The 12,709-nt window shown below is 62.7% G+C and carries 12 protein-coding genes; 5 read left to right on the top strand and 7 right to left on the bottom strand.

Translation table 11 applies throughout. The features are described from left to right. The first annotated feature begins 24 nt into the window (after positions 1-24). Positions 25-1,476, top strand: a complete 1,452-nt coding sequence (locus tag ACFQ95_RS13315; protein ID WP_422831652.1) for an efflux transporter outer membrane subunit — start codon at positions 25-27, stop codon at positions 1,474-1,476. Continuing rightward, positions 1,473-1,931 (top strand): TIGR02594 family protein, encoded by a 459-nt coding sequence (locus ACFQ95_RS13310; protein WP_422831650.1) that lies wholly within the window; start codon positions 1,473-1,475, stop codon positions 1,929-1,931. The genes ACFQ95_RS13315 and ACFQ95_RS13310 overlap by 4 nt, the downstream gene beginning before the upstream one ends. A gap of 6 nt (positions 1,932-1,937) precedes the next feature. Here ACFQ95_RS13310 and ACFQ95_RS13305 read toward each other — a convergent pair whose 3' ends face one another. The 5 genes from ACFQ95_RS13305 to ACFQ95_RS13285 all read right to left on the bottom strand — a co-directional run bounded on the left by ACFQ95_RS13305 (position 1,938) and on the right by ACFQ95_RS13285 (position 7,374). Next, on the bottom strand, positions 1,938-2,888 hold the full coding sequence (locus ACFQ95_RS13305) for an ABC transporter permease (protein ID WP_422831648.1): 951 nt from the start codon (positions 2,886-2,888) through the stop codon (positions 1,938-1,940). After that, entirely contained in the window at positions 2,885-4,384 is a 1,500-nt protein-coding gene (locus ACFQ95_RS13300; RefSeq protein WP_422831646.1) for a sugar ABC transporter ATP-binding protein, read from the bottom strand. Before ACFQ95_RS13300 ends, ACFQ95_RS13305 begins: the two co-directional genes overlap by 4 nt. Before the next feature lie 8 nt (positions 4,385-4,392). After that, positions 4,393-5,448, bottom strand: coding sequence for a substrate-binding domain-containing protein (locus ACFQ95_RS13295; protein ID WP_422831644.1), 1,056 nt, complete (start codon positions 5,446-5,448; stop codon positions 4,393-4,395). 106 nt (positions 5,449-5,554) lie between these two features. Next, positions 5,555-6,406: a class I fructose-bisphosphate aldolase gene (locus ACFQ95_RS13290; RefSeq protein ID WP_422831642.1), complete on the bottom strand. Its 852-nt coding sequence runs from the start codon at positions 6,404-6,406 to the stop codon at positions 5,555-5,557. Beyond that, positions 6,403-7,374, bottom strand: coding sequence for an aldo/keto reductase (locus tag ACFQ95_RS13285; protein WP_422831640.1), 972 nt, complete (start codon positions 7,372-7,374; stop codon positions 6,403-6,405). The genes ACFQ95_RS13290 and ACFQ95_RS13285 overlap by 4 nt, the downstream gene beginning before the upstream one ends. A 249-nt stretch (positions 7,375-7,623) precedes the next feature. Here ACFQ95_RS13285 and ACFQ95_RS13280 point away from each other — a divergent pair, with 249 nt between their 5' ends. The 3 genes from ACFQ95_RS13280 to ACFQ95_RS13270 are packed head-to-tail and all read left to right on the top strand — an operon-like array spanning position 7,624 to position 11,484. Further along, the gene (locus tag ACFQ95_RS13280; RefSeq protein WP_422831638.1) at positions 7,624-9,123 is read left to right on the top strand and encodes an FGGY family carbohydrate kinase; all 1,500 of its coding nucleotides are present in this window, start codon (positions 7,624-7,626) and stop codon (positions 9,121-9,123) included. A 10-nt stretch (positions 9,124-9,133) separates the two neighbouring features. Beyond that, positions 9,134-10,738 carry a glycerol-3-phosphate dehydrogenase/oxidase gene (locus ACFQ95_RS13275; RefSeq protein ID WP_422831636.1) on the top strand — a complete coding sequence of 535 codons (1,605 nt, stop codon included), beginning with the start codon at positions 9,134-9,136 and terminating at the stop codon, positions 10,736-10,738. Continuing rightward, on the top strand, positions 10,735-11,484 hold the full coding sequence (locus ACFQ95_RS13270) for a GntR family transcriptional regulator (protein WP_422831634.1): 750 nt from the start codon (positions 10,735-10,737) through the stop codon (positions 11,482-11,484). Before ACFQ95_RS13275 ends, ACFQ95_RS13270 begins: the two co-directional genes overlap by 4 nt. 132 nt (positions 11,485-11,616) lie before the next feature. Here ACFQ95_RS13270 and msrA read toward each other — a convergent pair whose 3' ends face one another. Then, the gene (gene msrA / locus ACFQ95_RS13265) at positions 11,617-12,123 is read right to left on the bottom strand and encodes a peptide-methionine (S)-S-oxide reductase MsrA (protein ID WP_422831632.1); all 507 of its coding nucleotides are present in this window, start codon (positions 12,121-12,123) and stop codon (positions 11,617-11,619) included. Positions 12,124-12,135: 12 nt separating this feature from the next. Then, entirely contained in the window at positions 12,136-12,573 is a 438-nt protein-coding gene (msrB, locus tag ACFQ95_RS13260; protein WP_422831630.1) for a peptide-methionine (R)-S-oxide reductase MsrB, read from the bottom strand. Between the last annotated feature and the right edge of the window lie 136 nt (positions 12,574-12,709).

The following is a 12,709-nucleotide window of genomic DNA, read 5'->3' as shown; positions in this document are numbered from 1 at the left end:
TATCGAAAAGATAGCTTCTCTCGCATGTCCATAGTGCTAAAGAGCCCTTATTTATCTCAATTTTCGGCGCGCGCCACGGTGTGTGCCGTGGCCGTGCTGCTGGCGGGTTGTGCGGTCGGTCCGCGTTATGAACAACCCACCATCAGCAGTCCCACGGCCTGGCAGGAAGCCCCGGCGATGCAAGGCTGGCTGCCCGCCACGCCCGGCGATACGCTGGACAAAGGCCCGTGGTGGCAACGCTTCAACGACCCCGAGTTGAATACCCTGGCCGAGCGGGTGCAGATCTCCAACCAGAACATCGCCGCCGCCGTGGCCAGCTACAGCCAGGCGCAAGCGCTGGTGCGCGAACAGGGCGCGGCCTTGTTGCCCAGCTTGTCGCTCAGTGCCGGCAGCCGCCGCGCCGGTACACGTAATGACTTTGCCGCCAGCAGCCATTCACTGACGCTGGGTGCCGACTGGGCGCCCGACCTCTGGGGCCGCCTGCGTGCCACGGCCAACAGCGCCGAGGCTGCCGCCCAAGCCAGCGCCGCCGACCTGGCCTCGGCGCGCCTGTCGGCCCTGGGCGCGCTCGCCAGCAACTACTTCTCGCTGCGCGAGGCCGACACCGAAATCGCGCTGCTCGACGACACCATTGAAGGCTACGAACGCGCCCAGACCATCGCGCGCAACCGCTACAACGCCGGGCTGGCCACCTCAAGCGATGTGCTGCAAGCCGAGACCCAGTTGCTCAACACCCGCGCCGAACGCGAAAGCCTGGTCCGCAGCCGCGCCGTGCTGCAGCACGCCATTGCCGTGCTGGTGGGGCTGGCGCCAGCCGAGTTCCGCATCACGCCCGCCTCCTGGACGCCGTATGTGCCCGCCGTGCCCACGGGTGTGCCGTCGACGCTGCTGCAGCGCCGCCCGGACATTGCCGCATCCGAGCGCGCCGTGGCGCAGGCGAACGCTTCCATAGGCATCGCCATCGCCGGTTATTACCCCGACATCAGCCTCAGCGCCTCGGCCGGCAACGTCGCCGCCGATGTAGGCAAGTTGTTCGATTTCTCGGCCCTGGCCTGGGCCGTGGGCGCCACACTGGCCCAGACCATTTTTGACGGCGGCGCCACCGACGCCAGGGTGGCCAGTGCGCGTGCCGGCCACGCCGCCGCCGTGGCGCGTTACCGGCAAACCGTGCTCACCGCTTTCCAGGACGTGGAAGACCAGTTGAGCGCCAGTGCCAGCCTGGCCCAGCAGGAAGGCCTGCGCCGCGCCGCCTCGGCCAACGCCGACAAGACCGAGCAGCAAATGCTCAACCGCTACCGCGCGGGGCAGGTCAGTTATTCGGACGTGGTCACCGCACAAGCCTCGGCCCTGAGCGCACGGCGCAGCCTGGTGCAGTTGCAGGTCAACCGCCAGACCAGCGCCGTGGCCTTGATCCAGGCGCTGGGTGGTGGCTGGCTGGCGGATGAGATGGCTTCCAACACAAACGCCAAGCCATGAACAACACCCCGCATGGCAAAACCGCTTGGCCGTGGTTGGACATTGCACGCGCCGAAATCGGCGTGACCCAGGGCGCCCCGGGTGCGTCCAACCCACGTATCGAGGCCTACCACGCCAGCGTCAACAACAAAGGCTGGGACGACCAGGTCTCCTGGTGTGGTTCGTTCGTCAACTGGTGTTTTCTGCAGGCCGGTTTGCCCGCGACCAACTCGGCTTTGGCGCGTGCCTGGCTCGAATGGGGCCAGCCGCTCACGGCGCCCCGCGTCGGCTGTGTCACCGTGCTCACGCGTGAAGACCCTCAGGGCTGGCGCGGCCACGTAGGTTTTTATCTGCGCGAAGAGGCCGGGCAGATCTGGCTGCTGGGCGGCAACCAGTTGGGCCAGGTGCGCGAACATTCGTATGACGCAGCGAGCTTGCTGGGCTACCGCTGGCCGGGTGAGGCCGAGGCTGGCTGAGCCGCGTCAAGCCGCTTTCTTCGAGTGGCTCAGCCAATGGTCGAGCGATACCGCCGCCAGCAAGATGCCGCCCTTGATCACGTCCTGCCAGTAGACCGATACGTCGAGCAAGATCAGCGAGCTGGTGACCACCGATAACAAGGCCAAGCCCAGCACCGCGCCGTAGATCGTGCCCGAGCCGCCCTTCAAGCTTGCCCCGCCGATGACGGCTGCTGCAATCACGTTCAGCTCCATGCCCACACCAAAGGTGGGCGTGGCCGCTCCAAAGCGCGCCGTGAAAATGACCCCGGCCACACCCGCCATGGTGGCGCACAACACCGTCACCCAAAGCTTCACGCTGTCGACGTTGATACCGGCATAACGCGCGGCCTTCTCATTGCTGCCGGTGTAGAACACCTTGCGCAACAGCGTTGACTTGCGCAGCACAAAGTCGCTGACCACCACAATCGCCAGAAAGATCAGGATCACCGCCGGTATGCCGGCGATGGTGCCCTGGCCGATGAACTTGAAATCGGCCGGCAAGGTGAACAGCGACTGCGGTGTGCCCTGCGTCATCGCCAGGCTCAAGCCCCGCGCAATGACCATGAAGGCCAGTGAGGCGATGAAGTGGCTCAGGCCGATCTTGGTCACGCACAGGCCAATACACAGGCCTATGCCGGCGCTGGCCACAATCGCCACCAGGCTGGCCGCCCAGGGGTTCAAGCCCAGCAAAAAAAGCTTGCCGACAATCACCATCGCCAGGCACACCACCGAGCCGACCGAGAGGTCGATACCGCCCACGATCAGCAACACGGCCATGCCCACCACCACAATGCCTTCGATCGAGAACGACAGCAGCATCGCGCGCATGTTCTCCCAGGTGAGAAAGTATTCCGAGGCAAATGACATCGCTATACAAATCATCAAGATGATGGCGATCAGTCCGGCTTCTCTCAAGTTCTTGAATTTCAATTTCATCGTGATTCCTGCTCCAGTCCCGAGGCCATTCTCAAAATCGACTCTTCGTTCATTTCCTCTGTGCCCAGTTCACCGACCACCGTGCCGTGCCGCACCACCAGCGTGCGGTCACACAGGCCTATGATTTCCGGCAGTTCCGACGAGATCACCACCACGCCTACGCCCTCGTTGGCAAGCTGGCGCAATATTTGGTGAATCTCGGCTTTGGCACCTACGTCTACTCCACGCGTGGGCTCGTCCATGAACACGATCTTCGGCCGTGTGGCCAGGAGCTTGGCGATCGCCACCTTTTGTTGGTTGCCGCCCGACAGGCTGCTGGCAGCGATGGCGACACCATTGGATTTGAGGTTCAGCTTTTGGCCCAACTCGGTCGCCAGCGCGGCCTCACGCGCCGGGTCTACCGTGCCCCAGCGTGTGCTCACGCGGTGCAGGGCCATAGAAGAGACGTTGGCCTGGATTGGCATTTCCAGAAACACACCCTCGGCTTTGCGGTCTTCGCTCAAGTAGGCGATGCCAGCGGCCAGCGCTTGTTGGTATGACCTGGCCTCGACCGGTGAACCGTGAAGCGACACGCTGCCCTGGGTGCGGTGCGTCAGGCCGCAAATCACCTTGGCGATCTCCGAACGGCCCGCGCCCATGAGCCCGGCGATGCCGAGAATCTCGCCTTGGCGCAGCGTGAACGTGACACCGTGCACCGCTTCGTCGTCGCTGAGCTTGTCCACTTCGAGCAGCGCAACATGGCCCGGGCTGTGTGCTTTGGGCGGATAAAAGCAGCCCATCTCGCGCCCCACCATCTTGCGGATCAGCTCGTCCGGTGTGGTCTGGCCAATCTCGGCGGTGAACACATTGGCGCCGTCTTTGAGCACGGTGACGTGGCTGCAGTGCTCAAAAATCTCTGCCATTCGGTGGCTGATGTAGACGATGCCAATGCCGCTCTGGGCCAACTGCTTCAACACCCGGAACAGCGCTTGCGACTCGATCTCGGTCAACGCCGCTGTGGGCTCGTCAAGGATCAGGATCTTGCACTCCAGCGCCAAGGCCTTGGCGATCTCCACCAACTGCTGGTTCGACAAACTGAGCTGGTCCACACACATCGAGGTGTCTATGTCCTTGTCGAGCTTTTGCAGAATGGCGGCGGCGCGGCGCTGCAGCTCGCCGTAGCGCATCAACCGATGCGGCGAGGTGTTGACCTCGTACATGAAGATGTTCTCGGCCACCGAGGCGCTGCCGCACAGCGAGATCTCCTGGTGCACCAGCGAGATGCCGAGTCGGGCGGCGTGGCCCGGGTCTTGGATGTAGACCGTTTCTCCTTCGATGGCGATGCTGCCCGCATCGGCTTGGATGATGCCATCGATGACCTTCATCAGGGTGGACTTGCCGGCGCCGTTTTCGCCACACACTGCGTGGATCTGCCCTCTGGCGAGTGCAAAATCCACGCCCACCAGCGCATGGGTGGCGCCGAATGACTTCTGTATGCCTTTTAGTTCGAGCAGCATCCGCGGGCTTATTCGTCTATCCCGCGGGTGCCGCGGCGCTTAAGGTATTTGTCCCAGTAGAAGTCGTCGGCATTGGCCTTGCTGACCACCGACAGACCGTTGTCCAGGAATGGAATGCCCATGGGGTTGCGGCCAGCGCGTTTGGCGTCGTTCATCGGGTCGATGAGCTGTGGGTTCTTGGCCATGAACAAGGCCATCATGCCGGCGAAACCCTGCATGCCCTGGTTGGGGTTGATGGAGCCAAACACGTCGCCCGACTTGATCATGTCCAGGATCTTGGCGTTGACGTCGCAGCACATCACCTTGATGTCTTTCTTCGACTCGACCTTGGCCTGCGCCGCACCCAGCGCGGTGTTGGCCTCGGGCATGAACAGGGCGCCCAGATTCGGATTGGCCTGGATCAGGCTCAGCACTGCCTGATAGGCTTTGTTGGCATCTTGGTTGGTGGCTGCGCGGCCCACCAGCTTCATACCGGGGTGCTTTGTTTTCATGCGGTCGACAAAGGCCGAGATGCGCCGGTCGTGGTTGTCCTGGCCGGGGTTTTCCAGCACGGCGTAGTCTCCCTTGCCGTTGAGTGCGGCCGCAATTGCGTCTGCTGCGGCCACACCTTCACGGGTGTTGTCCGAGGTGATGAACGACACCCGCTTGGAATTGGGCGAGTCGGCGGCGAAGGTCACGACCGGTATGCCCATGGCCGCCGCGCGGTTGATGGGCTCGATGAACGGATCGGGGTTCATCGGGTGCAGAAAGATGCCCGCCGGGTTGCGTGCGAGCTGCTGCTCGAACGAGGCCAACTGTTTGTTGACGTCGTATTCGGGCGTGCCGGTGTAGCGTGTCTTGACGCCCAGTGTGGCGCCCAGTGACTTGAACATTTCATACACCGGGAACCAGTATTCAACGCCGCTGACCATCACGTTCATGACGTAGACATCGTTGGCGTTGCCGCGCAGGCCGGCGCCCTTTGCAGGGGCTGGTGCCGTGGTGGCTGCGGCTTGCGCCATGGCGCCCACAGATGCCATGCCGGCACCGGCGGCGACAGCCGACTTCAGAAAATCACGCCTCATGTTGACTCCTTCGTTGTAAAAATTAGAACTTCACGAAACCCATGAAACACACCAAACCTATCACTCACCCTTGCTCGGCAAACTCGTTTACCGATTTGGCCTGCGGCTACGCTGAACAAGTCCCCTCGGCGCCGGTATAAAGATCCCACGCCGCCTCGGCACTCGCGCCTTGGTGGATCATCGCCATCAAAGCACGCACCACCGCCGACGGGTTGTGGTGCTGATAAACATTGCGCCCATAGACCATGCCCACGGCGCCCTGGTCTAGCAGTACCCGCGAGCGTGCAAACACTTGGCGCAGGTCTTCACGGCCACCACCGCGCACCAGCACCGGGCAACGCGCGGCTTGCACCACGCGGTGGAAGTCTGTGGCGGCCGTGGTGGGGTCGGCTTTCACAATGTCGGCGCCCATCTCGCGCGCCAGGCGTGTCAGCGTGACGATCTTGTCGGCATCGCCGTCGACCATGTAGCCGCCTTTTTCGGTATGCGGGCGCATCACCAGCGGCTCTATCATCAACGGCATGCCGTAGCGGTCGCAGTCGGCGCGCACACGCGCGATGTTGGCCACACATTGGCGAAACAGGTCGGGCTCGCCCGGCAGCATGAACAGGTTGACCACCACGCAGGCCGCATCCATCTGCACGGCCGGCAGCACCGGGTCTTTTTCGTTTTGCAGCACGGCCCACATCACGCGGTGCAAGGTGGCGTTGTAGGGGTTGCCCATGTCCAGGCGCATGACCAGCGCGGGTTTGCTGCGGCCGGGGCGCTTTTGCAGCAGATCGGCCTGGCCAAAGTTCATCTGGATGGCATCGGGTTCGGCCTGGACCAGCGCGTCAATGGTGGCCGGCATGTCTTCCAGGCCATCGAGAAAGCTGGGCTCGTTGCACACGCCATGGTCTACAGCGATGTCTAGGCAGCCGCCGTTTTGGAACAGGCGTTGTAGGCGAATGTCTTTCACAGGTTCTCCAGACGTTGTTTGGCGGCTGCGGCAATTTGCTGCAGCTCGGTCGGGTTGAGCTTGATGTCGCCGGCGCCAGCGTTTTCCATCGCTTGTGCCGGTTGGCGGGCGCCGCACAGAGCCACGTCCACCTTGGATAAGGCCCACGCCACCATCAGTTGACCGAAGCTGCAGCCATGGGCGTCTTTGAGCGGGGTGATGTCCTGGAAGAAGGCGGCAAGCCGCGCCTGGCCTGTGGCCGCAAAGCGTGGGTTGTCGCGTCGCTGGTCGTCTCCGGTGAAAACGCGCCTGGCTTCCTGCGGGCCAGCCAGAGCCCCCATGGCGAGCGAGCCGTAGCCGTGTATGGCCACGCCGTGGGCGCGGCACAGCGGCATCAGTTCGGACTCAATGCCGCGGTCGAGCAGGCTGTAGCGTTCCTGCACCGCATCCACCGGGCCGTGACGCAGGTATTCGCCGAGCGTGGCGGCATCGGCGTTGCTGATGCCAATGGCACGGATCTTTCCTTGTGCCTTGAGGTCCAGGAGGGCGCCCATGGTTTCGGCCACGGGCGTTGTGGCGTCTTGCCAATGGGTGAAGTAGAGGTCGATGTAGTCGGTGCGCAGTCGGCGCAGGCTTTGCTCGACTTCAAAAGCGATGGCGTCGCGCCCGAGGTAGCGGTAGACCTGCTGGCCCTCTTCGTCGAAGAAATGTGTGCCTTTTTGGGTGTGCCAGACCAAGCCGCATTTGGTCGACACCACGGCCTCGTGGCGGCGCCCTTGCAGGGCCTGGCCCACGACCTCTTCGGCGTGACCCAGACCGTAGGCCGGCGCGGTATCGATGAAGTTGCTCCCCGCATCGAATGCGGCGTGGATGGCGGCGATGGCTGCCGTGTCGTCAGTCCCGCCCCACATCCATCCACCCATCGCCCACGTGCCCAGCCCGACGCGGGAACACAACAATCCCGACGCGCCCAAAGTTGATTTCTTCACCACTTGCTTCCCTTTTAAGAAGTCATGACAAGTCTGTTTTGCTGCCATGGTTGTCATGACAGGTTGGAGTCTAGGTTGGTGATGTTTTAATTGGCCTATCGCAAACCCTAGGTTTCATATTTTGTCAATTTGCAGCTAAATTGACTCGAAATTGAAGCTTTGGTAAAGAATAAGTGGTGCCTAGTGGTTTTGAATTTTCTCCTATGATGTTATAACAACAATAATTTTTTAATCGAAAGATGTAATGACATGTCGAGTGCGTTGTTGATCGGTTTGGATCTTGGTTCCACGAGTTTCAAGGCCGCCGTTTTCCGTGCCGAAGATGGCGCGGTGTTGGCCCAGACCGGCCGTTTGGTGCCGTGGCAGCGCCGTGCCACGGGTGCTTGCGAAGTGCCGCAAGCGGTGCTCGATCAATTGCTGCAAGCCGTATTGCAAACCCTGGTGGCGCAACTCGGGGCACAGGTTAGTGACGTGCAGGCTATCGCCTGCGCCGGGCACGGCGGCGGCCTTTATATGGTGACGGGCCATGGTGCGCTGGCCGCCGGTATGGCGGTGTCGTCCACCGACCAGCGTGCCGCCGCGCTTGCCCAGAGCCTGAACCTGCGCGCGGCTGCCAACCTGGCTGCGAAAGTGGGTTGCAGTGCCTGGGCCGGCCAGCCCACCATGATTGCCGCAGGCATCGCACAAAGCACGCCGGCTGCACTTGCTGCCACACCTACCTTGTTTTTTGCCAAGGACTATCTCGCCTGGTGCCTTTGCGGCGAGATGGCCACCGACTACAGCGATGCCACCACCGCAGGCCTGCTCGACACGGCCACAGGGCGGCCCGCAAGCCTGGCCTTTGCAGTGAGCGAGGTGCCGGGCTGGAGCGCCGAGACACTGGCACCACTGCGCAACAGCGGCCAGCGCCTGGGCCGGGTATTGCCCGCCATGGCAACACGCCTGGGCCTGCCGGAGGGGCTGCCGGTGGTGATGGGGGCCATCGATTTGTTTGCCGCCATGACCGGTGCCGGTTGCACACAGCCCGGCGACACCGCGGCGGTGTTTGGCACCTGGTGTGTCAACGCGACCGTCGCAGGCCCGCCCCAGGCAGGCGAGGCTTCGTTGGTTTTGCCCAAGCCGGGCATCAGCAATGCGGTGCTGCTCAACGCCGACTTGTCGCGCATGTACATGCACAACGGAGCTTCGTCCATGGCGAATCTCGCGTGGTTGACCGAGACCGTTTTTGGCGGTGAACGCGAAGCTTTGTTGACGGCCGCTTTCACCGCGCCACAGGGTGCCAATGGTTTGCGTTTTCTGCCGTTCATCAATGGCGGCCAGGGTAACGCGAGTGCCGGCTTTGTCGGCCTGCGCGCCTTTCACAGCCGCGCTGACATGGCGCGTGCCGTGTTGGAAGCCGTTGTGGCGCTGCACGCCAAAAACCTGAACGCATTGCGTGATGCCGGGCTACCGCGTGCGCGACTGTTCGCGCTGGGCGGCGGTGCGGCGGATGTGCGTATCCCCGGGTTGCTGGCGACCATGCTGAATGAAGCCGTGTACACCCCGGGTGCCGACGAAACCGGCGCGCGCGGTGCGGCCATCTTTGCCGCGCAGGCCTTGGGCCTGCCCACACAGGTTTTGCTTGCCCGCTGCCACAAGGTGCAGCCATTGCCGCAAGCGCGCACTTTTTACCAGGGCTTTCTGGCGGAGTTCGACGACCTGCTGGCGCAGCTTGTACCCGTGGTCGGCCATCTTCTTCATCAGCGCTGAAACCTTTGCCATGCCCCCAAAACCCATGACCGAATCCACACAGTCGCCCTTCACAAGACCCATAACGTTGTCGAGCCGGCATTTTCCGGTGGTGGTGGTGGGCGCCGGCATCAACGGCGTGGGGGTGTTTCGCGACCTGTGCCTGCAGGGTGTGGAATGCCTTTTGGTGGACAAGGGTGACGTGGGCAGCGGCGCCAGCAGTGCGCCGTCGCGCATGATCCACGGCGGGCTGCGTTACCTGGAAAACGCCGAGTTTTCATTGGTGCGCGAGGCCGCCAGCGAACGCAACAACCTGCTCGCCATCGCTCCACATCTGGTGAAACCGCTGCATACCGTGATTCCGTTGCGTTCGTGGTTTGGCGGCATGTTTGGCAGTGCCATGCGCTTTTTTGGGGGGCATCCACCGGCGCAATCGCGTGGCGTGGTGGCGGTGGCATTGGGCTTGTGCCTGTACGACTTCATGGGGCGTTCACAGCGCACGCTGCCCAAGCATGCGCTGCGTCGGTTGAGTTCCGAAGACCGTGCACTGCTGGCGCCGGATGTGCGTTGGACCGCGCATTTCTTCGATGCCTGGATCAGCCACCCGGAGCGGCTGATGCACGAGTTGATCGCGCAGGCGCACCACGACCAGCCCCAATCCTTGGTCAGCAACTACTGCCAGCTCACCGCGTGCGCGGGCAACACCCTGACCCTGTGCGACGTGGATACGGGCGCCGAGGCGCAGGTGACGGCCGATGTGGTGGTCAACGCCACGGGAGCCTGGCTCGAGCAACTCAGCGATGTGCTGCAGGTGACCAAGGGGCGCGTCACCGGCACCAAGGGCTCACATCTGGTGCTGGCGCACGAGGCGCTGCATGACGCGCTGAATGGGCGCATGGTTTATTTTGAGGCGGCCGATGGGCGCGTCTGCATCGTCTACCCCTTTCTGGGGCGTGTCTTGGTGGGCTCTACCGACATTCCAATTGCCGATCCTGAAGAGGCGGTGACCGAAGCCGACGAGGTCGATTATTTGCTGACAGTGTTGCGCGAGGTGTTTCCGCGTTTGCCGTTTGTGCGCGAACACATCGTCTACACCTACGTGGGCGTGCGGCCACTGGCGCAGGCGGCTCCCAGTGCCCGGCCCGTGGGGGCCGAGCAGCCGGGCAAGATTTCGCGTGACCACAGCGTGGTGCTGGACCCGCCGGCGGGTGCACGTGCGGTGCCGGTGATCAGCCTGGTAGGGGGCAAATGGACCACCTTTCGTGCCCTGGCCGAAGAAGCGACGGACAGTGTCCTGGGGCTGCTGAAGCAGCCGCGCTTGAAGGCCACTGCCGGACTGCGATGCGCTATTGCCCCCCTGGGGTTTGATGGCACCGACCTACAATCCCTGCAGCAACTTTGCGAGCGAACCGGAGTGGTGCATTTGTCGGACCTTGTGCTGCACCGCAGCCTGCTGGCCTTTCTTGGAAACCTTGATGAAAACAGTCTCGCGCTGATGGCCCGGGCCGCTGCGCAAGCGCTGCACTGGAGCGAGGAGCAGCAGCAAAACGAAATCGCGCGTTGCATGGCCTTGCTGACCGGCAAGCACCATGCGCGACTCAACACTTCACCCATCGCCTGGAAACGCGCCGCATGACAACCTCATCCATACCGATGCTTGACCGCGACAGCAAAACCCCACTGTGGCAGCAATTGCGCGACAAACTGCGCCAGCAGATCGTGGCCGGCCAGCTTGGCGTGAACGCGCAATTGCCCACCGAAGCCGAACTTGGCGCGGCCCACGGTGTCTCGCGTATCGTGGTGCGCGAATGCCTGGCCGACCTGGTGCGCAGCGGGCTGGTCTACAAGATCCAGGGCAAGGGAGCCTTTATTTCGGCACCCAAACGCGAGGATGATTTTGCCTCCACGCTGCTGGCCCACTCCGATGAAATGCGCCTCAAGGGCCGCGCCGTGCGTACCCAGGTGTTGCACCAGACGCTGCGCCTGCCTGACGCGCGCGAAGCCACTGCGCTGAGTTTGCAAGCCGGCACACAGGTGACGGCACTGCGCCGCTTGCGCAGCGTCGATGGCACGATTTCCGTGCTGGTAGATACCGTGGTGCCGGCCGACCTGGCCCCCGAGCTGCACCGTATCCGGCTCGAAGACAAGTCGCTCTACGAAGTGCTGAGCCGCCAATACGGCCTGCAGGTGGCGCGTGCCGAACGCTGGATCGATGCCGTGCTGCCAGCTGCAGAAGAGCGCGAGCTGCTGCAGATCGACAGCACCGAGCCGTTGCTGCGTATTGAGTCGATCGCCTATGCGGCAAATGGCCGCACGCTGGAACACTACATCGCGCTGCACCGCTGCCAAAGCACGCGTTTGCATGTGCGTACGCAGGGCTGAGCCGCAGCCTGCGCTGGGCCAGCGGTTTCAGTTTGACTTCCACGGCTGGCCAACTCGCCAGGATGCAATGCTCAAAACAAAAAGCGCCCCACTGAATCAACCGTGGGGCGCTTTTTGCTGGTGAGCTTCGATTTAGAGTGCAGCGCGTTTGGGCAGTGTCCAGCCCGCACGCGGAAAGTGGCAGGTGTAGCCGTTCGGGTGTTGCACCAGGTAGTCCTGGTGTTCGGGCTCGGCTTCCCAGAAGGTGGGCGCGGGCTCGACTTCGGTCACGACCTTGCCGGGCCACAGACCTGAAGCGTCCACGTCCTGGATGGTGTCCTGTGCCACGGCCTTTTGTTGCTCGCTGGTATAGAAGATGGCCGAACGGTAGCTGGTGCCGACGTCATTGCCCTGGCGGTTTTTGGTGCTAGGGTCGTGGATCTGGAAAAAGAATTCCAGAATGTCGCGGTAGCTGGTGACTTCGTTGTCGAACACGATGGCGACACCTTCGGCGTGGCCCGGGTGGTTGCGGTAGGTTGGGTGGTCGTTGCTGCCGCCGACGTAGCCGACACGGGTGTCTTGCACGCCGGGCAGCTTGCGGATCAGGTCTTGCATGCCCCAGAAACAACCTCCGGCCAGCACTGCGGTTTCCTTGCTCATGGTGTGCTCCTTTTAAACTTTGACGAGGTAGTTGCCGTAACCCTGGGCTTCGAGTTCAGCCTTGGGAATGAAGCGTAACGAGGCCGAGTTGATGCAGTAGCGCAGACCGCCGGCCTCGCGCGGGCCGTCTTCAAAGACATGGCCCAGGTGGCTGTCGCCATGCACCGAGCGCACTTCGGTGCGCACCATGCCATGGCTGTGGTCACGCAACTCGCTGACGTTGTTGTCCACCGGTTTGGTGAAGGCCGGCCAGCCGCAGCCTGAGTTGTATTTGTCTTTGGACGAAAACAGCGGCTCACCGGAGACGATGTCGACGTACAGGCCGTCTTCGAACAGATCGTCGTATTCGCCGGTGAAGGCGCGTTCGGTGCCGTTTTGCTGGGTGATGCGGCGCTGGTCGGGTGTCAAACGCGCGATGGCCTCTGGGTCTTTGCGGTAAACCTTGCTCATGGGGGCTCCAAAGAATTGTGGCGAATACCCAGAATGGTGCCACTCGCGGTGTTTTCAAGCACAGCCTAGGGGCTTAGCTTAGGGGCTGAGGTTTCTTGCCGCTGTCAGACTGCGTGCCGACAGCCGCCTCAGAACG

The sequence above is a fragment of the Variovorax sp. HJSM1_2 genome, from assembly GCF_049316285.1.
Lineage (GTDB): Bacteria > Pseudomonadota > Gammaproteobacteria > Burkholderiales > Burkholderiaceae_C > Rhodoferax_B.
The sequence above is the reverse complement of the archived record's forward strand: the minus strand, read 5'-3'. Positions and strand labels throughout refer to the sequence as shown.

Bases quoted from the DNA above. Each gene is read 5' to 3' on its own strand.
- ACFQ95_RS13315 (WP_422831652.1), top strand. From the start codon at position 25: ATGTCCATAGTGCTAAAGAGCCCTTATTTATCTCAATTTTCGGCGCGC.
- ACFQ95_RS13310 (WP_422831650.1), top strand. From the start codon at position 1,473: ATGAACAACACCCCGCATGGCAAAACCGCTTGGCCGTGGTTGGACATT.
- ACFQ95_RS13305 (WP_422831648.1), bottom strand. From the start codon at position 2,888: ATGAAATTGAAATTCAAGAACTTGAGAGAAGCCGGACTGATCGCCATC.
- ACFQ95_RS13300 (WP_422831646.1), bottom strand. From the start codon at position 4,384: ATGCTGCTCGAACTAAAAGGCATACAGAAGTCATTCGGCGCCACCCAT.
- ACFQ95_RS13295 (WP_422831644.1), bottom strand. From the start codon at position 5,448: ATGAGGCGTGATTTTCTGAAGTCGGCTGTCGCCGCCGGTGCCGGCATG.
- ACFQ95_RS13280 (WP_422831638.1), top strand. From the start codon at position 7,624: ATGTCGAGTGCGTTGTTGATCGGTTTGGATCTTGGTTCCACGAGTTTC.
- ACFQ95_RS13275 (WP_422831636.1), top strand. From the start codon at position 9,134: ATGCCCCCAAAACCCATGACCGAATCCACACAGTCGCCCTTCACAAGA.
- ACFQ95_RS13270 (WP_422831634.1), top strand. From the start codon at position 10,735: ATGACAACCTCATCCATACCGATGCTTGACCGCGACAGCAAAACCCCA.
- msrA (WP_422831632.1), bottom strand. From the start codon at position 12,123: ATGAGCAAGGAAACCGCAGTGCTGGCCGGAGGTTGTTTCTGGGGCATG.
- msrB (WP_422831630.1), bottom strand. From the start codon at position 12,573: ATGAGCAAGGTTTACCGCAAAGACCCAGAGGCCATCGCGCGTTTGACA.